This is a genomic window from Nocardia paucivorans NBRC 100373 (assembly GCF_000308675.1).
GTDB lineage: Bacteria > Actinomycetota > Actinomycetes > Mycobacteriales > Mycobacteriaceae > Nocardia > Nocardia paucivorans.
In genome coordinates, this window is sequence record NZ_BAGE01000123.1 from 1 (window position 1) to 19,775 (window position 19,775).

Consider the following 19,775-nt stretch of genomic DNA (forward strand, 5'->3'; position numbering starts at 1 on the left):
GCCCTGGGCGCAGCACTGGCATCGGGTGCGCAGGCCGTTGATGAACCCGCGGACCTCACCGGCGGTGAGCGCCTTGAGTTTTCGTTTACCCAGGGCCGGGACGATGTGCAGACGGATATCGCCCTCGTAGGTGGTGTAAGTGGTACGGCGGATCGATGGTCCGACGATCTCGTCGAGCCAGTAGCGCAGATACTCGGCGACGGTCATGGTGGTGACCTCGACCGGGATGCCCCGGCGTTCCATCTCTTTGAGACGGGTCCGTTCGGCGTCGGCTTCTTCCCAGGTGTCACCGTAGACACTGATGCGTTTGCGGGTGCCGTCGGCGGCGGTGACGAACAACTTCAGTTCGTAGCGGCCGTCGTCGCGGGCGCTGATATTGCCGGATCCGTTCGGGTTCTTCCGGCGGCGTGGGGAATTCTTCTTGGGCATTACTGTGCCTTTCCGATCAGTTCGGCCAGGTAGGCGTCGAAGGATTCACGGACGATCCGGCGGGAGCGGCCGATGGTGACCGAGTGCAGCTTGTTCGACCAGATCAGCTGGTAGATGCTGTATCGGGAGACTTGTAGAGCGTCCGCAGCTTCCTGGACGGTCATCAGGGGGTGCTCGTTCACCGCGCACCTCTTGTCGAGTCCGCCAGGGTTGTGTTCCGAGGAACTTCTTGTGTGGTGGATGGCTTCGGAGACCGAGTGGGTTCCGGTTTCCCGGCGCGGGTCGATTCTGTGTGCGCCGGATGGGGGTTCGGCGCCGCCGGCGGGGGAAAGCGGTCACAGAGGGGATCAGTGCGGAGGAGACCGTGGCGGTATCGAATCCGGTTTATCATCCGGACTGTCGCGCAGCGGTTCCTCCGGCACGATCGAGTGACTCGATATCGAGGGTGGGAGCGGGCTCTGTGGCGCCGGCATGTGAGGAAAATCAGGATTGAATGCATGGGTCAGTCGCTTTCGCGTACTGTCCGCTGATTCGTCCCGATTCCATGAAAGTCGAACCGTGGCATCGACGCGACACCGCTAAGGGCGGATTCGGCTGCGATTCGCCCTGCCGTGGTCCTGTAACAGCAGTTCACCAACAGTGGACAGGGCTGCGGCAATTGGTGGAAATTTCCTTGGTGACATCGCGTGTCGTGTGGTGGTCACCAGCGAACACCCGACAGTGATGGCTGAAAGTTCCCGCCGAGGCGTCGGTGAGTTGGTCTGTGCTTTCCCACAGGATGTCAGTGGTTGTTCCCGCCTGGTGTCAATAGCGGGTTCGATGTCGGTACGTGCCGTGACTTGGGCTGAGAGACTCTGCGCATGAACAATTCTGAGCTGCCCGCGGATATCGTGAAGATCGCCGAGTTCCTGCCTTGCAACGCCAAGCTGTCCGGCGGGGCGATGAAGTGAAACGAGGAGGCCAAGATCAAGGCCGGCGTGATGAACGAGCCGACGCGGTGGGTTTCTGCTCGGATCTCGCCGCAGGTGTACGAGTCGGCATGCCGCGAGGCCGGGCTTCCGGCAGATGGCGCTGCCACGGTCGGAGAGTTCTGCGGAAGGTTCACAGGGGCAAGCGGCTTGACAGGGACAAGCGGCTTGCCCCGAACAGTCAGTACCGGGACTTCGAGTCCGCGATCCCTTTCGAGCCGGTGAGCTGATGGGGGCCGGCGTGGGCTCGCGGAGAGGATGCTTCGGCTATGGGGCTTCCGCCGAGCTGTGCTGGACGGCCTTCGCTTCGTCGTGCACGACGGCAAGGCTGTCGCCGGCACTGCGGGCGATCTCGTGCAGGACCGGCCTTCGGCGTGCCAGGCAAGGGTGACGTGGCGTTTGTCATCGTCGACCACTCGCGGTCGGTCGCCCACACCCCGGCACGGCGACCGGGCCGCGCGTAACCGAAAACGGGGCACAAACTAGTGTTCCACGCGAACGGGAGACGTTAACACTCCTTAGCGGAAGTCAACCTGAAGAAATTTCGGAAACTGGGCGGGGGCCAAATCAACTATTCGGCCATAGTACGTTACACATTCTACGGGATTCATTGTCTTTTGTTGCAGTCGCCGGGTGCCGCTACTGACCAGCTCCGAAGCCGCAGACATCATCGAGGCCCGCACCGGTTTTCGCCCCGACCGTCGATGGCTGCACGCCCAGGCGATCACCAACCTGCTGCCCGACCACGGCACCGGGGTCCATCACAAGTTCGACGCCGACGAACTCGCGGAGTTCCTGGCCCGCCATCCGTACCGGCGCACGCTGCCGTTCGCCTATCTCGGCGTGTCGCTGGGTGAGCTCACCGAGTCGCCGGTCTACGAGCGCACCGCCCGCTCACGTTGTTCCGGAGATGGGCCGGCTACGACCACAACAACTCCCGCGGCCTAAACGCCACCGATCGTGCACGCGCGATGGTGGCCAGTTGGCGCATCAGTCCGGCCACCGCCCAATTCGTTCTCGATCAACGGCTGCCGCTGATCGGCGACATCAAGGGCGTCATCATCCCCGACACGATCTACTGGCCCCGCGACCTGATCCCGCTCATCGGTGGGATCGGTTTCGAGGTCGACCCCGAACTGCGCGGCCACGACGAGATCGGGACCGGCGCCATCATCGACATCCCCCGTGGCAACGTCTGGCGGCTCGTGGCCGAGGGCACTGCGCCATGAAACGCCAGATCTCATCCGCTGTCCCCATTCCGGTCGTGTCGACCGTGTGTGGCGCGTTGCGGGCCGGTATGCGAGGTATTCGGCGATGACGCTGTTTGCGGTGTTGGAGCGCATGATCGGGTGGGACGTCGTCCTCGGATGCTCGGTCGCAGTCCCGGTCGTCGCACTAATACTGCACCGGATCTCCGGCCGGGTGCGCGACTGGCAGTGGCGTCTGATGACGAGAATGATTGTGCGGGAGGCCCCGATCGGCACCAAGGTCACCAGCTCGGTGCGCCGCGGTGGCACAGACTCGGTGCTGGTGATCGAGGTCGGTAATCAGGACCGGCCGGCCGACGGGGCAGAACAGCCCCTTCGGGCCCAGCCATAACAATCGCCGCGGCCCCGGCAGTTTGCGGTGTTCGAGAACACCATCGGCTGAGATCGGGTCGCTCGGATGGTAAATACGGTGGTGTCGCGGATCGCGCATGGGAGGTTCGGGCGCATTCGGACCGCGAGTGGCTTTGTCAGCGTGGAGAACCGTTGCGGGCCACGAAGTCCTCCACAGCTGGGTCGTTGATCCCGGACCAACCGAAGTATCGTGAGTCTTCTTTGTCCGCCAGGACACTGATCGCAGTGATGGCGTCGGCCAGCAGGCGGTCATCGCCGTCGAACAACATGGTGCGCACGCTTGGATCGCTGACCATCGCGCGGAACGCCGGCTCTGTGCGGCGTGCATCGTAGGCGGCGAAATTGGTGTAGAAGTTCCGCTTGTCGATCACACTGTTCATGCCGATCACGATCATCGCAGCGTAGGCGTCGAATTGACATAGGCTGTTGAGGATGCTGGCGTCCTCAACCGGTCGATCCGGATGCAAGGCATTCACGCCACGGATCGTGTTGTGCGCTCGGGCCAATAGCTCGGTGTGCTCTTTTTCGAAGATGCGAGCGCGAGCGGCCATGGTGGAGCCGTGCCGGAGCCAAGTCCCGAAGACGCGGTAGAGGACACCGCTGGGCCGGCCGTCGACCAGGGCGCGCACGGCCGCCCAGGCTCGGGTCCGCACGGCCAGCGCACCGAGTGCGTAGAGACGTGTGACGATATCGACCCAGACGAGGACTTCGGCGGCTGCGGTCGGCTCAGGGCCGTACTCGGTGAAGGGCATCTCGTAGAGCCGTTCGAAGGCGGCCACGACCTCGGTCAACCAGATATCACGGTGATGGTGTATCGCCAACGCTGCGAGGATGGTCACGTTGTCGAGCAGGTGCTGTACTTCGGTGGGGTCGCCGTCGAGCAGCGTGGCCGCGTCCTGCGTGGCAGTGGACAGGAACCGGCGCAACGGGATGTCGTCGTCTCGGCGCAGCAGTTCAGTGGCCAGTTCCTCGAAATCATGGGTGTCGAGTCGCCAGGTGACCGCCGTAGAAGGTTGGTCGGCCAGTCCCGCCACCGTGCGGACGGTCTGAAATTGAGCGGTGAACTCGGCGGTGAGCTCGCTACGCCATGCCTCTTTGCGCCTGGTCACTTCCCGCTCGAGAAGGCGTTCGCGGTCCTTGTCGTTCCAGCGTTCGCTGCTGGTGCCATGCCGAACGAACACGTCGCCCACCATGAACTTGGTGACTGTGTCTTTACTGCCTGGCTTCTGATAGGCCCCATCGGCGCAGAAGATGGCCCATCCCGCGGCGGCGGGCGCGATATGGATCAGGACGACGGGGACTCCGTCGATCAGGTGGACGGCGGACTGGACAACCACGTCGGTGATGTACCGCTCCAGCTTCGTCCGCAGCACCGTCTCATCGAACAGCTTGAGATGGCGCTCGGTGAGACCCGCAACCGGGGTGCCGTGATCGTCGGCGCCGACGACAATGTATCCGCCATCGGACTCGGCCTGCATCGCTGCGATGTCCTTGGCGAACTCGACCAGGTGTCCGCGCTCACTCAAATCCAGCTCGGACTTGTAATCGAGCGCGCTCTGCTCGCATTTCTCGGCAAGCAGAGAACGCAGCTTCTCCTGCGTCACGACAGGTTCGACAACCACGGCCATCCATCTACTCTGCCAGTCGCCGCGCGCACGAACCCGCACCGGTCAGCGTGGCCGGTTACTCCACGCTCAGGCTCGTGGCGACGAGCACGGATATCGGCTCTGATCGGGTTGAATGAGTCGGGTGACCTCCGCAGTCGACCTCGACGACATGACCCCCGACGATGCGACGATCATCAACTCGTGGTTCCGGTACGACGAGACCACCTCCGAGATGGCGTGGTTTCCGCCCGGGTTCCGGGTCGATGACGAACTGCGGCGAGCTCCTGCGTCCAGGTTGCTGAAGCGCCGAGACCGCGCCGACGAGGAGGTCGAGCTGATCAGTGCTCATGCATGGGTGATCCGGCACCCGCAGACGGAGGGCCCGATCGGATGGGTGGCGGGGCAGGTGTGGCCGTGCCATGACTTCCACAGCGATATCACCGAAGGGCAACTGCCGGGCGACGCAGACGATCTGCCTTCCGCGACGTTCGAGTTGATCGTGGCGCCGTCCCATCGCGGACTCGGGTACGGGACCGCGATGCTCCGGGCGGTGGTTGCCCATCGCGACCTGCGGGCCACGCAACTGTGGCTGGGTATCGACGTCAAGAACACGCCGAGTCGCAACGCCGCCGTTCGCGCCGGTTTCGAGCACGAGTTCACCACCGCGCATTACAAGATGGAAGGCGGCGAGGACCTGCGGATTGGACTCCTCAAGCACATGATGCATTTCCGGCACGCAACAAATCCATAAGCGCGTTTCCCCGACGCGCGGCAGTTGACGCGGAACAGTGGTAGCCGCCATCGAAGGGTTACACCGCGGCCGTCCGGCTGTCGGCGGCCAGCAGGTTCCACACGTCTGCTCGCTCGGCGGCGATATCGACCGGCTTGCCCGCGAGGATTTCGAGCAGCCGTTGCAGCGGCCACTGGTGCAGTGCACCGTAGCGGGCGGAGTAGAGGGCCACAGTGTGGACACCGAACGTGTCGTCGGTGTCGAACAGCGCATATCCGACAATCTGGTAAATATCGGCCAGGGACAGCGAGTCCGACCGCTGCCCTGTTTTCCGGTTGGCCGCTCCCAGCCGGGTTTTCACCTCGATGAGCACGCCATCGACGATGAGGTCGGCATCGGCGGCGCACAGCCGGGACGCGGCGAACGTCGGCCCTAGAGTCACCGCTGTCGGCGTGGACAGGAAATGGTTCAGTTCCGTGGCGGCGATCGTGTACAGCGATCTCACCTGGGTGATGGCGTCGGTCGGGGCCAGGGACAGCAGCGTGGACGCGGTGAATATGCCGCTACGGATCGGTTCGGCCAGTGGCGAGTTGGGGAAGACGAACGGGTTTCGATACAGCTCTGTGCACAACGCCAGCGCCCAGCACGCGCGGATGACCGTGGTCAGCGCGTCTTCCGGCAGCGGGCGTTGCGCCGCGGTGCCTGCCAGTTTCGCCACGTCCTCGACGGCAGCGACGTATTCGGGTCGGCTGAGAATCGGTTCGGCGATGATCGCCGGCCGCGGGACATAGTGCGGGTCGAGGGTGAACCGCAGGAGGAAGTCGAAGGCAGCGCCCAAGGTACCCGGGCTCGCTGTGGCGCCGTCGACCAGCAGCGTGCCCGCTGATGCTCGGTAGTCGGCCTGGACGGGTTTGTGGTTGCCGAACCGCTGATCGAGGTGCTGGCGCAGCGGGCAGTTCTTGTCCGCGATCGCCGCGGTCAGGCTGGAGTATTGGTAGCTCATGCGCATGACTGTGGCATGAGGCACCGGCACCGTCGTCCGTTCCCTACGCGGCTTTTCCGGGCGGTATCAGGTTGTCGCCCGGTCGGTTTCGCGACGTGCCCACCTGCCATGGGCGGCGGGCATATCGTTGTGCAGTATGGCCACAGCAACGATTTCGATGGACGACGCGCTGTACATCCGTGTCCGGGAAGCGGCCGGAGAGAACCTGTCGGAATGGGTCGCCAGGGCATGCCGGTCCCGGCTGCTGAGCGAGGGCATGCGGGAAGTCGCAGTGTGGGAGCAGGAGCATCCGGCCGAAGCGGCCGCCGCCCGCGCCGCCGAAGCAGCATGGCAGCTGGAGATCGAGGCCGAACAGGAAGCCCAACACCTGGCCGAGCAGGCGTGGTCGGAATCCGGCGGCCGCGGAGAGGGCCCGACCGCCGAACAGCGCGCTGACGCCGAACGGCGGGCCCGGGCACTGTTCGCCCGAGCCGACCGCACACTCCGGGAACAGCAACAGTCAGGTGGCGGGCAGTGAGCCGGCCACGCTATCCCACACCGACCGCCGAGCAGGTCGAAGCGTTCATGAACGAGCCGAACGTGACGTGGGAAGACGTAGGCGAAGACGAGGCCCCACCTGCGCTGAGCGAGGCCAACGCCGCCGAGCTACTGCGCCAGGCGCACGACCACCGTAGGTGAGTGTCACGGTCATGCCGTGGCCGGGGTGGTCCGGGCAGACCAGGCCGGCGCCGGTGCTGCGCCACCGCTGGACCCGCGAGCCGACGGCATACCGGCATCGGTAGCGTGCCGGTGCCGAGGAATCCGGGGCGTCAGTCCTGGTGTCGAGCCGTCACGGCCTGATCGAGCAGGGTGGCGTCCACGTGCGCGGCCCATGTGGCGATCGCGGCAGTGCTGTTCAACTCGTCCCCGCCCCAGCTCCAGCGCAGATGCCGGAGACTGAGGTCGGGAGCGAGGCTGGAGCCTGAGAACCAGGTTCCTGGTCCGTGGTCGGTGGGTTTGGCAGCGCTGTACCCCACCACGCCGATGGCGTTTTCGGCAGGTCGTGGACGTAGCGTGAGGCCGGATTCGAGGCAGTGCAGGATGAACTCGGCCTCGTTGAACGCCTCGATCGCCGCCGTACGCACCAGCCGCTCCACGCTGTAGCGCTCGGGCTCTGACCAGCCGTGGCGCTCAGCGATCTCGGACTCGGCGCGGGTGGCCCAACGCCGCTTCGGGGTCGACATATCCACTCGCGGTGCTACCGGAGACCATTCGTCGGGACGTAGTCCGTGCGTCTTGCGGAAGAACAGAGTGATCAGCTCATGGGCTACCGCAACATGATCGGTGCCCGCCGGGATCGAGTCGATCACGACACCGGCACAGAGATCGAGCAGTTCATAGTGCAAGCGAGACGATTCCACCCCCGCGTCGTTCGGATCGTCGTGGGCGTCCATCAGCCTGTGTATGTGCGCCTCGATCGCCGAGAGCGCCGCGCTGTCGACCGGGTAGTCGGCGGCGAAACCGGACAGCACCTCGGTCCAAAGGCGGTAGGTGCTCTCCACGTCGAGCGGTATGTATCCTGTTCCGGCGATTCGCTCTGTGCAGCGCAGCAGCGCCACCGAGCACGGCGAGCACAGGAATGCGTCGTCACCGCGGTGCTCGCATGAGCGACCGGCGATCGCGTCCAGTACTGAGCCGAGAAACTCGTCGGCGCAGCAAACGTCGCTCAGATAACACGACCCGCAGGTACATGCCCACTGGCGTGCAGTCCGATGACGAGGAAAATCTCCGGGGTTCACCGAGATCCGCAAATCGCCGGCGTCCATGATCTCCATTCGCTGATGGTCGCAGCCCGCACCGACATTCAGGCGCAGATGTAGGGGGCAGCAGAGATGATCGAGGAGTGCACCGACCGACCTGGCCCGCTGGATCTCTCGTGACGATCGACGTCGAACCCGGCGGCCGCACCAGCCCGTACGGTTACCTCGGTGCCGCCGAAATCGGAGGGAGCACCGTCGAACAGACCCGGTTGTGGAAATTCCGGTCCCCGTTGTATCGGTGGCCGCGTGCCATCACGGATCCGGCGCCGGGGTTCGAGCAGGTATGGCCGCTTGTCGACGCCTTCGTCGGTGATCGTCTCGTCGGCGCCTACGGTGCGTCCTACGATGTCCGCCAGCTGAACAGGCTCAGCGCCGCGGCCGGCATCGCTACCCGCGCCATTCCCTTTGTCGACGGATTGGCCCTGGCACGGTCGCTGCTCCCCGACGACCGGCACAACCTCCAGGCAGTGATGCTGGCCCTGAACCTGTCGCGGCCGGAATTCGAACGCCGACGCCGACAGCGAACCACGTCGGGACTCACACGCAAATGGCTCCTCCACGACGCGGAAGACGATGCCTTGGCCTGCGCCCTGCTGTTCCTTCACGCGGCAGCACACAGGCTGGATATCAACCGGATCATGGCCACCCATAACCTCGGGTTGCTCTGGCTCGAGCACCGACCTCCCAACTCCGCCGCCGCACCGAAAACACGCGAGAGCGGGGCGTTTCCGTGATCGGGGCCCGTTAATCGGCGGTTACCGGGCGCTTGGGATTCGGGCCACGACTCATTTTGTGTCACTGGCCGGGTGTAGCGTGAATGCGGCCTCTGGAGTGTTTCGGGGGCGTGCTCCCCGCGCCTGCGGGGGTGACTTGGGTGAGGCACTGGCAGCTCACCGGGTCTTGGGCCCGCAACCGCGGGTGATTTTCCCCGCGCCTGCGGGGTCGTAGTCCGGCCGCCGAGTGTGAGTGCGGCCGAATCCGGCGCGTCCGCGCCCCGAAAGATGAGTTCGGCTTCGGCCGGTGGTCGAGCACCGGCCGAAGCCCTGACGGAGAGGGAGGTCTCCGCATGTCCAGTATGCGCCCCTATAGTCGAATCCTGTCCGACGCCGACCGCGCGTTGACCGCGGCCGAGCAGGCCGTGATCGACCGCAGCTGCCGCACCGTCACCGACATCCGGGTGCGCCGGGCGGTGTTCCGGCTCTCCGGCGCGAGCATGAAACCCTTCGACGCACCACTTTTCGGCCCGCCGGCGCCGGGTGCGGTGCTGAGCTTGGGCCGCCGGGATCGGATCCTGGTCGTCTCCAGCGAGGTCGAGGTCTGGGATCAGGACCGCGTCGACGACCAGACCCTGGCCCCGGACGGCGAGCCCGACGCCGGAGAATTCGCCTTCGTCACCGGCGTCACCGTGGCCGCCGACGGTTCCGAGGCCCGCCACGACGAGCGCCAGGACGAACGCGACGCCGAACGCCGTCGCCGCGCCGTACTCGATGACCGGATCCGTGTCCTGATCACCACCGCACCCGATCGGGAATACCCCGCCGCCGACGATCCGGCTCTGTCCCGGGTTACCGGACTGTCGTTGGTTCCCAGGGCTGTCGGTGGCGGGGGCTACGCCGAGGCGATCTACGTCGACCCCGAGGCTCGGACAGTGTGGCTGCGCGTTTACAACGGCCGTGACGGAGATGACTGGGCCTCGAACAACGCTCCCGGCTACCGGGTGTGGCGGATGCCGCTGACCGCCGAGCGTGCCGCGCTGATCGCGGACCTACGCACCGAATACGAGCTCGACAGCTGGCTCGAGCACGGCTTCACCGCCGAAACCGCCGCGGTGTTCATCGCCGCCGGGTGGAGCGCGATCGAGACCCCGATAGCCCTGAACGCATTCCGCGTCGAGGGCCCCGAGGACGCTCGCCTGCTGCTGGCCCGCACTCCCGAGCAGTGGCGTGACCTCGGCTGGAACGAAGACCACTACCCGGCCGAGACCCGGCGGTTCTCATCCGCCGATGCCGCCCGGCTGGGCGAGGCCGGGATCACCTGCGCCGAAGCCACCGCCCGCTACACCAGCGGACACACCACCGTCGAGGACATCATCGCCGCCCGTGCGCCGCAGATCCCGGCCACCGCCACCCGCGTCTACCTGCGCTCGCGGCGTTGGTTCGCCGGTTTCGGGATGCGCGTGATCACCGATGACGCGACCGCCGCGCAACAGTACCTGGACCGCAGGGCCGAGGAGTGGGACTGCGAGATCACCGCCGATGACGCTCGCATCATCCACGCCACCAATAAATGGACGCTCTGCGAAACACCTTCCGGAGGACTGGAACTTGTGGCCGCCCGGTGGATCGGCGCAGACACCCGACCCAACACCTTGTCGCCGGTCGTCGAAGCCGCCATCACCACAGTCGTCGACACCCGGGAGCAGAGCCTGCTCACCGACACCGGGTTCTGGCGGCCGGTGCTCACCGCGACCCATCACCAGGCCGGTGAGGTCGACCGCCACGAGGACCGCTCCGCCGGCTGGAGCGTCAACCGCACCCTCATCCGTCACCAGTACACCCTCGCCCACGGAAACACCGTCACCTGGTGGGAACTCGGCATCCGCGAGGGCGGAATGGTCGGCGGCGAGGGCGAGAGCTACGAACGCAGCAGGCTCTACACCAGCGGGACCGCCGCCTGTGCGGCGTTCCGCACCGAACACCCCTAGCACAAGGATTTCTTCAACAAACCAGGAAGGGCCATGACCTTTCAGTTCGGACCTCCCATCGACCTTACTGACCTGCCGAACTTCGGGAAGACGGACATACGTGCCCGTCGCTCGGTGTTCGTCGGCCGCGTCTCGACCAAGGACAATCAGAATCCCGCCTCGTCGCTGCCGCGGCAGGTGGCCCTCGCCTCGCAACGGCTGGAGGCCGGCGAGGAGTTCATCGCCTACTTCTGGGACGTCGAGTCCGGGATGTTGCCCCCGCAGCTGCGCGGCCTCGCACCGCAGGAGATGTATGAGGCGCTTGACGTGCCGCTTCCCCGCGACGGTGGACTGCAAGACCTGGTGGACCGGGCCGAGCAACTGGGCATCACCCATGTGCTGGCCGAGCGTTCGGATCGGGTGGCACGCGCCATGCTGACCAGCCTCACCGTCGAGCACGAGCTGGGCAAGGCCGGGGTGGAGGTGATCTATGCAAACGAACCGGTCGGCGGCACCGAATCAGGACGGCTACGCACCCGCCGCTACAGCCAGGTGGATGCGGAAATCTATCGGACCACGCTGATGGAGATGTCGATGGGCGGGCAGACCCAGCACGCCCTCAACGGCTGGAACCACGGCTACCCGCCCTACCCCTACACCACGGTGATCGACGAGACCGCCCCGGCGCCGGCGAGGGGACGCTTCGGCGCGATGCGGCCGAAGCGCAAACTCGTTCCCCATCCCGACCCGCGCCGGTTCGACGCGGCCCGGCAGTTGTGCCGCCTACGACGGGAGGAGCACCTGAAGGCGGCGCAGATCATCGCCATCCTGGCCGCAGAACCCGACCGGTACCCGATCGAGGGCCGGTGGACGCACAACCTGGTGGAGGGCCTGATCGCCAACCCGAAGCTCACCGGCCACCAGGTCTACAACCGGCGAGCGACCCGCACCGGCCGCCCCGGGTCTTCCCGCCAGAATCCGGTCTCGGAGTGGGTGTGGTCGCCGAACATCGTGCACGAGCCGGTCATCAGCGTGCAGGAATGGAAACAAGCCCAACAAGTCACCGCGACGCTGCGCGCGAGCTCAGAGGACGGCGCGCTGGCGGGTATCCGCGCCGCGGCCCGTCGGCTGGGGCTCACCGTCACCGCGGTCAGCAGCAGTGACACGCACACGGTGTGCCGGATCGGGGAGCGGACAGTGGTCTTGCCCACCCCGATCCCGGACATGGTCGCGCATCAGGTGATCGCCGACATGGAGAAGCCGAGGTGAGCCAGAGCATCGAGTGCCGGGCCAACAGGCGCGGTCGGATCTGGGTGGCGCACGTGCCCGAGCACGGGGTGTACGGGTACGGGCGGACGCTGAACGCGGTGCGCGAGAGCATCGAGGACGGGCTCGCGCACGTCGGTGTGACCGCGGAGGTCACCGTCATCGCGGTGACACCGGAGCTGGAGCACCTGCGGTCCGTCGAGGACACCTACACGATGGCCTTGCGCGAGGCGGTGGCCTCCCTAATGCTGTGCTCGACAACGCCGGGGGACATCGCCTCGGCAACAGGAGTACCGACCACACGAGTAAAAGCGCTCCTTGCAGAACTCCCCGACCGGATCGACGCGCCGAGCCCCGATCCCGACTCCTGCCACGTCGAATACGTTCTCGAGGCAGCAATCCCGACCATCCGTGACGCTTTGGACCCGACGGAGCGAGGACGCTCTGCCGAGAACCAGGGGGCACTCGACGAGTGATGCGCTGCGGCGCACCCTGTTCCGGGTCCATGGCTCGAGGAGGCTACCGTAGCCCCCACGGGGAACGCGCGAGATATCGGGCCGCCGGCCCGATGCGTTGCTTCGGAGTACGCCGGAACCCGCAGGGCGCGGGATATATCGGTGTGCCATGGCATCCGCCGTGCGGGCGGCATGGGCGGGCCGAGGCGTATAGTTCTCGGCGGCACGCCTACGCGTGCCCGCTCTGAGTCGTGATGGCCCACGTCCGTCACGACGGCGAAGACAGGGTTCTCCGAATTGCGTAGTAGCAGTTATCTCCTGGTCATTCGTTTGTCCATGGCGGGACTGGGCGTGGGCCGTCCCGCGAGATGGAGTACGCAATGACGAAAAACCGCAGCCACAAGTCCGCGATTCGCGCACACCAGGCCCAGATCGGGGCACCGTACATGGTCGCCCGCCAGCAGCTCGGTGTCCCCGAATCGGGCGCGCTGTCTTCTCCCGACGCGGTTCCCGCCGGTGTGGACATTCTCCCACCGTTGAAAGACTGGACCCGGCCGAGCTATTGCCGGTTCTGGACCGAGACGGCTGCCGAGCACAGACCGTTGATGGCAGTGGCCGTCAGCTTGGGCCTCGATGGTGGGAGCTCGATGATCTGGTCCGCGACACCGCCGGGCAGAACCGGCCCACCGAGCAGCGGGATCTGTGGATCAGTTTCGGCGGTCGACTCTTCATGACCAAGCGCGAGCACCTGCCCGCGATCGCTGCCGCACTCGATGCCGAGGGCGCCCTGCCGCGCTTGATCGTGTACGCGGCGCCCGATGCCGCGCACTGCGACCACGCCACGTGCCGCCGCCGGCGCGGCGAACCGCCCATACCACGGAAGACACCGCCACGGGCACCGGCCCCACGGACACCAGCGGTGTTCGGGCCTATGCTCGGGCTGGCCGAGGCGATGGAACAACACCCGCAACTCAGCGACGAAGGAATGGGTATCGGCCGGTACCGCGGCCTGCACCGAGCCGAACTCGCCGCCAATCGCACGAGCCTGGCCGGGCGGGAGGCGTCGGTGCTGGAAATCGCTGCCTGGCTGCGCGGAAATATCGCACCCGTCAAAATCCCTACGGTCGGCAGCTGCGACATGAAGCACGTGGTGGAGAACGCCATCGGCAGGTATGTATCCAACGGTGAGTTCATCGCCGCGGCACTCATCGCCGGGTATCCGCACCGATATGCAGATGGTCCGAACGCTCAGTTTGGAATGAGTGCGCGCGACGTGCGCCGGATGAGGAACGTGGGAGGATCCGCCCCGTCGGCGTAGCGCCGGCCCCGGCGGAGCAGACCTTCGGCTGGCTCGGTGATTTCCTCGGGGCGGGCCGGAGAAATTTTTCTGGGGACGAGTGCACGCTCGGGCCCGAAATCGCCTCTTAGTTGGTATGAGTGCAGTGATGCTCGCCAGCTTGGGTGCCGGGCTGGCAGGAAATGTGGTGGCGGTCCTGAGGTTGTGGCTGCGGCTACGGTGGAAGACCGCTCAACAGACTGGGCACGGTCAGCAGCTGACCGAGCTCGCCAGAGTGCTGCCCTCCGGCAGCTCGGTGGACTTCCGGCACGATTCCGGGGGTCTGCATACGAAACTGACCGTCGGGACGGGGAGGGCGCGGGAACAGCGTGGACGACTCTGAGCATGGGGGCGCTGACGTACGCCTTCCCGACGAGCTCACCTTCACCAGGAGTGCAGTCGATCTGGAGGCGGAATTCGCCGACTTCTACCGCGCCTCGGTGGCGAAGCTGATCCGGTTTCTGGTGTTGCAAGGCGCGCAGATCGCGGATGCGGCCGAGATCGCCCAGGAGGTGATGGCCAAGGCGTGGCAGTCCTGGCCGGCGCTGGAGTCGCCGATGGCCTGGGCGCGGGTGACGGCCAGCCGCGCATTGGTCCGGCGGATCGCCGCGGTGGAGGAGGACTTGATCGAGGATTTCACGGAGCGCTCGGCGCTGTTGTCCACAGGCTCCGATATCGACGAATGGATCGAGAGCGACCACTATCACCAGCTGGTGACAGCCCTGCCACCGCGTCAGCGGCAGGTAATGGTGTAGACGCTGGAAGGCTACGACCCCACCCAGATCGGCGAACTGCTCCAGCTCAACCCGGCGACCGTCCGCTCCAACCTGCGCAAAGCGCGCCGCACCATCGCCACGCACTTGGAAGAAGGCGAGCAGTGATGACCGATTTCCATGATGACGCCGCGGTGGACCAGTGGCTGGCCGCCCAGCACCACCGTTTCCGCCAGGGCCTGAATGCCCGCCTCGACCTCGATGCCGGCCTGCGAGAAGTTCGACTTCCCGACCGGCACACCGAACTGATCGATGCGCTGAGCGCCAAGCTCGATATCGAGGCCGGGCTGGCGGCGATCCTGCCCGCCGCACCCGCTGCCACTTCCCCGGTCGCCGAGCTGTGGAGGCACGGCTCCCCGCAGTGGGCCGCCGGCGAACTCGCGACGATGCCTCTGCCGACTCGGCTCTGGGTTCGCGCTGCCTACGCGCACAGACTCGGCACCGTCGCGGGGTTGGCCCGGCAGCTCACCAACGTCGACCACGAGAAACTTCCGGACACGATCAAGAAGCTCGATAGCGTTCACCCCGACGATCGCCTGCAGACCTTCCGCCGCGAATTCAACATTCTCTTCCCCGAGCGTTCCGGCCACGAGGGAAACCAGGCCAGTCGCGACATCCTGCTGTACCGCATCAAACAGCGTGGCAAGAATGACGGCGAACCGGACTCCGATACCGTCGACCTCGACCAGCAGGTGCAGGACCCTACAGGCGCCGGCACCGCATCCGACATCGTTGCCGACCGTTCCGGTGGCAGGCGCGAGCAGGTCGGCCATCTCCCGAAGACCGAGAAGGCAGACGACGAGGCGCCCGGTACCGGTGAGAACAACACCGATCGGTGCGAAAAAGTGGATTCCACCGACGGAGCCGAGATCCAGATCAATTTCGTTGTGCAGTACGACAATTCCATCACCCCGGCAATCACGCATCGCGATCGGAGCGCCCGGATACCGTGGCGGAGGTCGGCGCGCAAGGGCCTGCGGAAAAGGATCACACCATCCCCGGTGAGCTCCTCGCTCGACAGATCGAACAAGTTGCCGAGATGTGGCGCTTCGAGAAGGTCCGAAGTGCCCGCGACGCCTTCGGCGCGCAATGGATCGAGGCCGTCCGCGCCTATATCCTGCAGATGCTGGACGGGGAGCAGGAGCGCCGCGCCGCGCCGGCTCACGCACACATCGATCCGATTGCCGCGGTGTTGGTTGCGGTCGCCGAGGAACTGGAGGATCTTGAGAAGCTGCTGAACGATTTCATCGGCGCCGACCTCAGCGGGATCGAACTAGAGGGCGTACCGCTCGATGGCCTGCGCTGGTCTGCGGGGACCACCCGCTGGCCAGAGGACTGGCAGGAGCGGATCGAACGGGTTTCGATCCAGGTGGACGACGATATCTTCGAGATCCACGACGGCACCCATGCCGGCCACAGCTCACCGGTGTGATCCGTTCGCCGCTCATGCGCCGATATAACCCGGTGTGGACGGGCGACCTCCCCACCCACCTGCCGGCCCGGATGAGGCTCGGTGGGCAGGGACACGACCGAGGTCTGGGCGGCCGAACGAACCGGCGAGGACGGCGTTGCTCATTCTGAACCATTACGGGAGAACACGCCGATGAGTGGTTCGCGATCTCCTCGGTCACCAGGCTTTCCGAGAGGTTGCCGTACCGGGCGTTCGATCTCCGCTCCTACTGCTCGAAGATGGTGTCGACGGCGACCTGTTCGGCGGTGCTGGCGCGGAAGTAACGCGCGGAGGTGCCGAGGAAGGCATGCCCGAGCAGGCCTTGGAACCGGGCGACATCGGTGCCGCCCTAGCGCAGCCGGGTGGCATGGGGCGTGTGGCCGCAGGCCGGTGATTCCGGCGTTGGTGCCGAGGCCAGTACGGCCCGGTGATCCCGGAGATGGTCAGTCGGCCGCGTTGCCCGGTCCACACGGCTCGGGTTCGTTGCCGCGGACGATGATCCATTCGGCGGGCCGCTCGCGGGCCACGAGCTGATGGAACCGTTCGATCAGCCGTCGATACCGCTCGCGCCATGCCGGCTGGACTCACGGTCGCCGAGGAAGGATCGTGATCTTCTTGGGCGGGGTTCCCGTTGAACGGTGGTAGGGGACTTACGCGGCGTGACCGGGCCGGTGTGACAGCCGGCCCAGCGCTTCGTCGACTGCTCGGGTGGCGATTTCGCGTGCTTGTTCCAGTGACACCATCTCCGGCTCGTCGCTGTAGGCGTGCCGCAAGTCGCGTTCGGCGAGCCACCGGAAGTAGGCGCTCTTGCTCATGCCCAGCTCCGCGGCGCGGAGTTGAACACGCAGATCCAGTTCGTCGGACATTTTCACCGACCGCGGTTTCAAGCGGTCCTCGGCTGCGGTGTCGACCGCCATGGTGGTCTCGGGCGCGCCGCCGCGCTGGGCGCGGGCCACGATCTGCGCCATCTCCTCGGGGGACACGTCATCGGTGTGGGTGGTGTTGTCAATCATCGTGGGCCTCCCACTGGGTGAATTCGGCATTCTCGGTGGCCGTCAACGGCCGGACGTCGACGATGTAGAAATCGGGCGGGGTGATTCGGCCGGTGACCTGGACGGGTTGTCCACTGTCTGTGCGCAGCCACAACTGAAACAGGACCCACCCCGTGGCTGGGTCGTGGGCCGGTTCGCCCCATGCTCGCACCTCCCCGGCTAGCCATCGGCGCATCAGCTCCGCGACCTGCCCGGGTGTCAGGTCCACCCTGGCCTTCGCCATCATCAACGCCAGCGCGTAGTAGAGCTTGATAGCCACCACGTCGAGACTACCCGACAGCACTATAAGACTACCATCGCGGTGGCATAGTGTGCGGTGCTCCAGCGTCCACCGCACCCGCGCCGCCAGAGACATCGCCCGTGGGCGGAGCAGTCGAACGCCGAGCCTCGGGTGTTCGCCACGCTGTCACCCGTCGCCGGCCGTTGACCGGCACAGGCAACCCTCCACAACCGCTCCCGCTGCCATGCACCCCGTTACCGCATGGAACGCGGCCCATGGTTCTGCCAGCGAATTCCGAGATCGTTCCTCGGTGAATTCCGACGTTGCATGGGGGCCGTGTGGCGTCGTCGTGACGGTGAAAATCGACGTCACCGCGCGTCGGACTTCGGCAGCGCATACCTTGTGTGGAGCCATGAATCGGGCTGCGTTCGGAGCCCAGGCAGCCTCGGATCGGTGCTCGCGCCCAGGCCGTAAACGGTTTCGTCGGGCCAGCGGTACAGGTCGCCGGCAGGACGTCAGCTGCTCGAGGCGGCAATAGTGGGCGCAGCAGATTCCGGAGGCCGACCGGACGGATAGGTCACCGGCGGCTCGGTCGGCCATGCCCCACCGCCGAGTGCTGCGGTGACTTCGTGACCGCTTCACTCTCCACGTGGCGCTTGCTCTGATCCGGCGCCGGGTTGTTTACTCTGCAAGGATCGAATTATGGACACGATGTTCTGGACCGGTCTCGGTGTCACATGTCTGAACTCTGTGATCACGGTCGTTCTCTTTCAACGAGGTGCCAACATCACCCGCGGGTTCCGGAGGGGGTCGGCAGCAGTGAGCATTTTCGGGCTCATGTTGGCGAGCATCGGCTCTCTGGGCGGTGAAAGCCCGTGGATAAGTAAGGTTTTGGTAGTCGGCCTTGCGGCGCTCCTCGTGGTCGCGTTGCTTGTACTGGGTTTTGTGCTCACTCCTCGACTTCCACCGGCGCCCCGGCAAGATCCATAGCAGGGCCTTCCGAAAGGCATTCGATTTCATCGAGTTCTTCGGTGGGGTTGCCACGCTTGACCACGGGTGAACAGGCAACAGGCACCAAGCTGTACTGGGCCACGACACACCGACGGCACGGGTTGGCCGGATTGTGTACCCAGTTACAGCTACTGGCCGACTCCCGAGCAGCTCCTCGACTATTTCGGGGAATCGGGCCGTGACCATCCCGGCGGCGACGACGGTCGTGTCCTGGTGTTCACCGGTGTAATCGTCGACTGCCGGTTCGACGGTGAACCGACTGTGCTGCCCGACGGTGCACCGATCACGTCGATGACCTGGACAGAATTTCTCCCCTACGCCAATAGCAGAGAACGGGTGGAATCGGCAATTCCAGCTCGCCGGCCTAACTACCCCACCGACACCGAAGGAGGAACCGGCAACGGAGCCAGCAGCCCGGAGTCTTCGGGTAATGGGCGGCACGCGCGCTGCGGATCGCGCCCTCACCGTCGGTGTCACCGATCTTGGCCTGGTACCTGCTCGGCAGGGCGACAGCCCCTCCCGTCCACCCCTCCGACGCGGAGATCAACCGCCAACTCGCCGTGGCCGCCCGGGTCCTCACCGGGCCCGAGTGGGCCGACACCTGGCCTGGTCCCGGCGAGCTGTTCGTCCTCGGTGCCCCAGTGCCCGAGGGGCTTCCGTTCGGCTACGTCCGCGGGCCGGCCTGCCCGGCATCAAGCTCAACAAGCCTTCATCGCGGCGGCCGCGGCAGTGCTCAATGGTCCCGGACGGCGGGTTGCTTCGGTGAAGGCGGCGACGGCGATCCCGGGTTGGTTCCGAAGGTGGGCTCCGATCCCGAGGGCGTAACCGTCGGAGTCGGCGAGCACCTCCAGCATTGTGGCCCACCCCGAATCCGGGATGGGGCGGACGCTGAATCCGTGGTCGCCGTCGTCGGCGCTGGCCAGGTAGCCGAGCACTTTCCACGTCTCCTCTTGGCCGCCTCTGTTCCGGCGGATGAGGCCGGTGGATGCACCGGGGGGAATGTCACTGGCCCAGGCGAGTGCCTGGGAGAACGTGTGCCGAGATCGGCGGCCGCCACAGTAGGAATTGAACAGTTTGCGAAGCTCGGTCTCGGACAGGCCGCGACGGATTCCGCAGCGGCGAGCATCGATCGCCGCTTGCACGAGGACATGGCCATCAGGGTTCTTGGCCAACCCATCGTGGTAGCGGCGAACCAAGACGTTGCCGCCGACCATCGCCTCGCCGATGCTCGTGGTCACGTTCAAACTCGGATACATAGCCTGCACGGCGTTGCGCTCGTCCTGGGACAGTTCGAAAGGCACATGCACGCGCATGGCGTACTCCAGAAGGGCAGTTCGGGCCGGGCCAGTGAGCGGTGATTGGTCGGCGTCATCG

The 19,775-nt window shown here is 65.8% G+C and carries 25 protein-coding genes; 14 read left to right on the forward strand and 11 right to left on the reverse strand.

What is annotated here, in order from left to right:
• Together ON32_RS24555 and ON32_RS27365 are read right to left on the reverse strand one after the other, a co-directional pair.
• On the reverse strand, positions 1–429 hold a 429-nt coding region (locus ON32_RS24555; RefSeq protein ID WP_245551275.1), incomplete at its 3' end, for an N-terminal phage integrase SAM-like domain-containing protein.
• Positions 429–611: a helix-turn-helix domain-containing protein gene (locus ON32_RS27365; protein ID WP_051133642.1), complete on the reverse strand. Its 183-nt coding sequence runs from the start codon at positions 609–611 to the stop codon at positions 429–431. The genes ON32_RS27365 and ON32_RS24555, both read right to left, overlap by 1 nt.
• A 1,419-nt stretch (positions 612–2,030) precedes the next feature.
• On the opposite strand from ON32_RS27365, the gene ON32_RS24560 reads away from it, so the two are divergent.
• The 3 genes from ON32_RS24560 (at position 2,031) to ON32_RS24570 (ending at position 2,996) form a co-directional block, all read left to right on the forward strand.
• On the forward strand, positions 2,031–2,345 hold the full coding sequence (locus ON32_RS24560) for a hypothetical protein (protein WP_040793400.1): 315 nt from the start codon (positions 2,031–2,033) through the stop codon (positions 2,343–2,345).
• A 23-nt stretch (positions 2,346–2,368) separates the two neighbouring features.
• Positions 2,369–2,626 carry a hypothetical protein gene (locus ON32_RS24565; protein ID WP_040793401.1) on the forward strand — a complete coding sequence of 86 codons (258 nt, stop codon included), beginning with the start codon at positions 2,369–2,371 and terminating at the stop codon, positions 2,624–2,626.
• A gap of 85 nt (positions 2,627–2,711) precedes the next feature.
• Positions 2,712–2,996 carry a hypothetical protein gene (locus ON32_RS24570; protein ID WP_040793402.1) on the forward strand — a complete coding sequence of 95 codons (285 nt, stop codon included), beginning with the start codon at positions 2,712–2,714 and terminating at the stop codon, positions 2,994–2,996.
• Between the two features lie 136 nt (positions 2,997–3,132).
• Here ON32_RS24570 and ON32_RS24575 read toward each other — a convergent pair whose 3' ends face one another.
• Positions 3,133–4,644: an AlbA family DNA-binding domain-containing protein gene (locus ON32_RS24575; protein WP_040793403.1), complete on the reverse strand. Its 1,512-nt coding sequence runs from the start codon at positions 4,642–4,644 to the stop codon at positions 3,133–3,135.
• 121 nt (positions 4,645–4,765) lie between these two features.
• Here ON32_RS24575 and ON32_RS24580 point away from each other — a divergent pair, with 121 nt between their 5' ends.
• Positions 4,766–5,374 (forward strand): GNAT family N-acetyltransferase, encoded by a 609-nt coding sequence (locus ON32_RS24580; protein WP_157224344.1) that lies wholly within the window; start codon positions 4,766–4,768, stop codon positions 5,372–5,374.
• 58 nt (positions 5,375–5,432) lie between these two features.
• On the opposite strand, the gene ON32_RS27370 is transcribed toward ON32_RS24580, so the two are convergent.
• Positions 5,433–6,356 carry a hypothetical protein gene (locus ON32_RS27370; RefSeq protein WP_157224345.1) on the reverse strand — a complete coding sequence of 308 codons (924 nt, stop codon included), beginning with the start codon at positions 6,354–6,356 and terminating at the stop codon, positions 5,433–5,435.
• A 136-nt stretch (positions 6,357–6,492) separates the two neighbouring features.
• Between ON32_RS27370 and ON32_RS24590 the strand changes: the two genes are divergently transcribed.
• Together ON32_RS24590 and ON32_RS29170 are read left to right on the forward strand one after the other, a co-directional pair.
• Positions 6,493–6,873, forward strand: a complete 381-nt coding sequence (locus ON32_RS24590; RefSeq protein WP_157224346.1) for a hypothetical protein — start codon at positions 6,493–6,495, stop codon at positions 6,871–6,873.
• Positions 6,870–7,034: a hypothetical protein gene (locus tag ON32_RS29170; protein ID WP_157224347.1), complete on the forward strand. Its 165-nt coding sequence runs from the start codon at positions 6,870–6,872 to the stop codon at positions 7,032–7,034. Before ON32_RS24590 ends, ON32_RS29170 begins: the two co-directional genes overlap by 4 nt.
• 131 nt (positions 7,035–7,165) lie before the next feature.
• On the opposite strand, the gene ON32_RS24595 is transcribed toward ON32_RS29170, so the two are convergent.
• Positions 7,166–8,170 (reverse strand): hypothetical protein, encoded by a 1,005-nt coding sequence (locus ON32_RS24595; protein ID WP_040793406.1) that lies wholly within the window; start codon positions 8,168–8,170, stop codon positions 7,166–7,168.
• A gap of 101 nt (positions 8,171–8,271) precedes the next feature.
• On the opposite strand from ON32_RS24595, the gene ON32_RS24600 reads away from it, so the two are divergent.
• The 4 genes from ON32_RS24600 (at position 8,272) to ON32_RS24615 (ending at position 12,580) form a co-directional block, all read left to right on the forward strand.
• Entirely contained in the window at positions 8,272–8,889 is a 618-nt protein-coding gene (locus ON32_RS24600; protein ID WP_040793407.1) for a 3'-5' exonuclease, read from the forward strand.
• Positions 8,890–9,221: 332 nt separating this feature from the next.
• Entirely contained in the window at positions 9,222–10,859 is a 1,638-nt protein-coding gene (locus ON32_RS24605) for a hypothetical protein (protein WP_040793408.1), read from the forward strand.
• A gap of 33 nt (positions 10,860–10,892) precedes the next feature.
• Complete coding sequence (locus ON32_RS24610) at positions 10,893–12,107, forward strand: recombinase family protein (RefSeq protein WP_083874762.1); 1,215 nt, start codon at positions 10,893–10,895, stop codon at positions 12,105–12,107.
• Positions 12,104–12,580 (forward strand): hypothetical protein, encoded by a 477-nt coding sequence (locus tag ON32_RS24615; protein ID WP_040793410.1) that lies wholly within the window; start codon positions 12,104–12,106, stop codon positions 12,578–12,580. The genes ON32_RS24610 and ON32_RS24615 overlap by 4 nt, the downstream gene beginning before the upstream one ends.
• A gap of 538 nt (positions 12,581–13,118) precedes the next feature.
• On the opposite strand, the gene ON32_RS29175 is transcribed toward ON32_RS24615, so the two are convergent.
• The gene (locus ON32_RS29175) at positions 13,119–13,397 is read right to left on the reverse strand and encodes a hypothetical protein (protein WP_157224348.1); all 279 of its coding nucleotides are present in this window, start codon (positions 13,395–13,397) and stop codon (positions 13,119–13,121) included.
• Positions 13,398–13,490: 93 nt separating this feature from the next.
• Here ON32_RS29175 and ON32_RS24620 point away from each other — a divergent pair, with 93 nt between their 5' ends.
• From ON32_RS24620 to ON32_RS24630, 3 genes are all read left to right on the forward strand, one after another.
• Positions 13,491–13,877 carry a hypothetical protein gene (locus tag ON32_RS24620; RefSeq protein WP_040793438.1) on the forward strand — a complete coding sequence of 129 codons (387 nt, stop codon included), beginning with the start codon at positions 13,491–13,493 and terminating at the stop codon, positions 13,875–13,877.
• 127 nt (positions 13,878–14,004) lie between these two features.
• Positions 14,005–14,238, forward strand: coding sequence for a hypothetical protein (locus ON32_RS24625; RefSeq protein ID WP_157224349.1), 234 nt, complete (start codon positions 14,005–14,007; stop codon positions 14,236–14,238).
• Positions 14,225–14,650, forward strand: a complete 426-nt coding sequence (locus ON32_RS24630) for an RNA polymerase sigma factor (protein WP_051133644.1) — start codon at positions 14,225–14,227, stop codon at positions 14,648–14,650. Before ON32_RS24625 ends, ON32_RS24630 begins: the two co-directional genes overlap by 14 nt.
• Positions 14,651–14,661: 11 nt before the next feature.
• Here the strand turns inward: ON32_RS24630 and ON32_RS24635 are convergent, their stop codons facing one another.
• Positions 14,662–15,594: a hypothetical protein gene (locus ON32_RS24635; protein WP_040793412.1), complete on the reverse strand. Its 933-nt coding sequence runs from the start codon at positions 15,592–15,594 to the stop codon at positions 14,662–14,664.
• Positions 15,595–15,617: 23 nt separating this feature from the next.
• Here ON32_RS24635 and ON32_RS24640 point away from each other — a divergent pair, with 23 nt between their 5' ends.
• Positions 15,618–16,100: a hypothetical protein gene (locus ON32_RS24640; RefSeq protein WP_040793413.1), complete on the forward strand. Its 483-nt coding sequence runs from the start codon at positions 15,618–15,620 to the stop codon at positions 16,098–16,100.
• Between the two features lie 668 nt (positions 16,101–16,768).
• Here the strand turns inward: ON32_RS24640 and ON32_RS24650 are convergent.
• From ON32_RS24650 to ON32_RS24665, 4 genes are all read right to left on the reverse strand, one after another.
• Positions 16,769–17,131: a hypothetical protein gene (locus tag ON32_RS24650; protein WP_040793415.1), complete on the reverse strand. Its 363-nt coding sequence runs from the start codon at positions 17,129–17,131 to the stop codon at positions 16,769–16,771.
• Positions 17,124–17,429, reverse strand: a complete 306-nt coding sequence (locus tag ON32_RS24655; protein WP_157224350.1) for a hypothetical protein — start codon at positions 17,427–17,429, stop codon at positions 17,124–17,126. The genes ON32_RS24650 and ON32_RS24655 overlap by 8 nt, the downstream gene beginning before the upstream one ends.
• A 910-nt stretch (positions 17,430–18,339) precedes the next feature.
• Positions 18,340–18,483, reverse strand: a complete 144-nt coding sequence (locus tag ON32_RS29765) for a hypothetical protein (protein WP_157224351.1) — start codon at positions 18,481–18,483, stop codon at positions 18,340–18,342.
• Positions 18,484–19,099: 616 nt separating this feature from the next.
• Complete coding sequence (locus tag ON32_RS24665) at positions 19,100–19,714, reverse strand: hypothetical protein (RefSeq protein ID WP_040793418.1); 615 nt, start codon at positions 19,712–19,714, stop codon at positions 19,100–19,102.
• Positions 19,715–19,775: the final 61 nt, after the last annotated feature.

What these genes read in the sequence shown, in the direction of transcription:
- ON32_RS24565 (WP_040793401.1), top strand. Translation starts at nt 2,369, where the DNA reads ATGGTGGCCAGTTGGCGCATCAGTCCGGCCACCGCCCAATTCGTTCTC.
- ON32_RS24570 (WP_040793402.1), top strand. Translation starts at nt 2,712, where the DNA reads ATGACGCTGTTTGCGGTGTTGGAGCGCATGATCGGGTGGGACGTCGTC.
- ON32_RS24575 (WP_040793403.1), bottom strand. Translation starts at nt 4,644, where the DNA reads ATGGCCGTGGTTGTCGAACCTGTCGTGACGCAGGAGAAGCTGCGTTCT.
- ON32_RS27370 (WP_157224345.1), bottom strand. Translation starts at nt 6,356, where the DNA reads ATGAGCTACCAATACTCCAGCCTGACCGCGGCGATCGCGGACAAGAAC.
- ON32_RS24590 (WP_157224346.1), top strand. Translation starts at nt 6,493, where the DNA reads ATGGCCACAGCAACGATTTCGATGGACGACGCGCTGTACATCCGTGTC.
- ON32_RS24595 (WP_040793406.1), bottom strand. Translation starts at nt 8,170, where the DNA reads ATGGAGATCATGGACGCCGGCGATTTGCGGATCTCGGTGAACCCCGGA.
- ON32_RS24605 (WP_040793408.1), top strand. Translation starts at nt 9,222, where the DNA reads ATGTCCAGTATGCGCCCCTATAGTCGAATCCTGTCCGACGCCGACCGC.
- ON32_RS24610 (WP_083874762.1), top strand. Translation starts at nt 10,893, where the DNA reads ATGACCTTTCAGTTCGGACCTCCCATCGACCTTACTGACCTGCCGAAC.
- ON32_RS24620 (WP_040793438.1), top strand. Translation starts at nt 13,491, where the DNA reads ATGCTCGGGCTGGCCGAGGCGATGGAACAACACCCGCAACTCAGCGAC.
- ON32_RS24625 (WP_157224349.1), top strand. Translation starts at nt 14,005, where the DNA reads ATGCTCGCCAGCTTGGGTGCCGGGCTGGCAGGAAATGTGGTGGCGGTC.
- ON32_RS24635 (WP_040793412.1), bottom strand. Translation starts at nt 15,594, where the DNA reads ATGCGTGATTGCCGGGGTGATGGAATTGTCGTACTGCACAACGAAATT.
- ON32_RS24650 (WP_040793415.1), bottom strand. Translation starts at nt 17,131, where the DNA reads ATGATTGACAACACCACCCACACCGATGACGTGTCCCCCGAGGAGATG.
- ON32_RS24665 (WP_040793418.1), bottom strand. Translation starts at nt 19,714, where the DNA reads ATGCGCGTGCATGTGCCTTTCGAACTGTCCCAGGACGAGCGCAACGCC.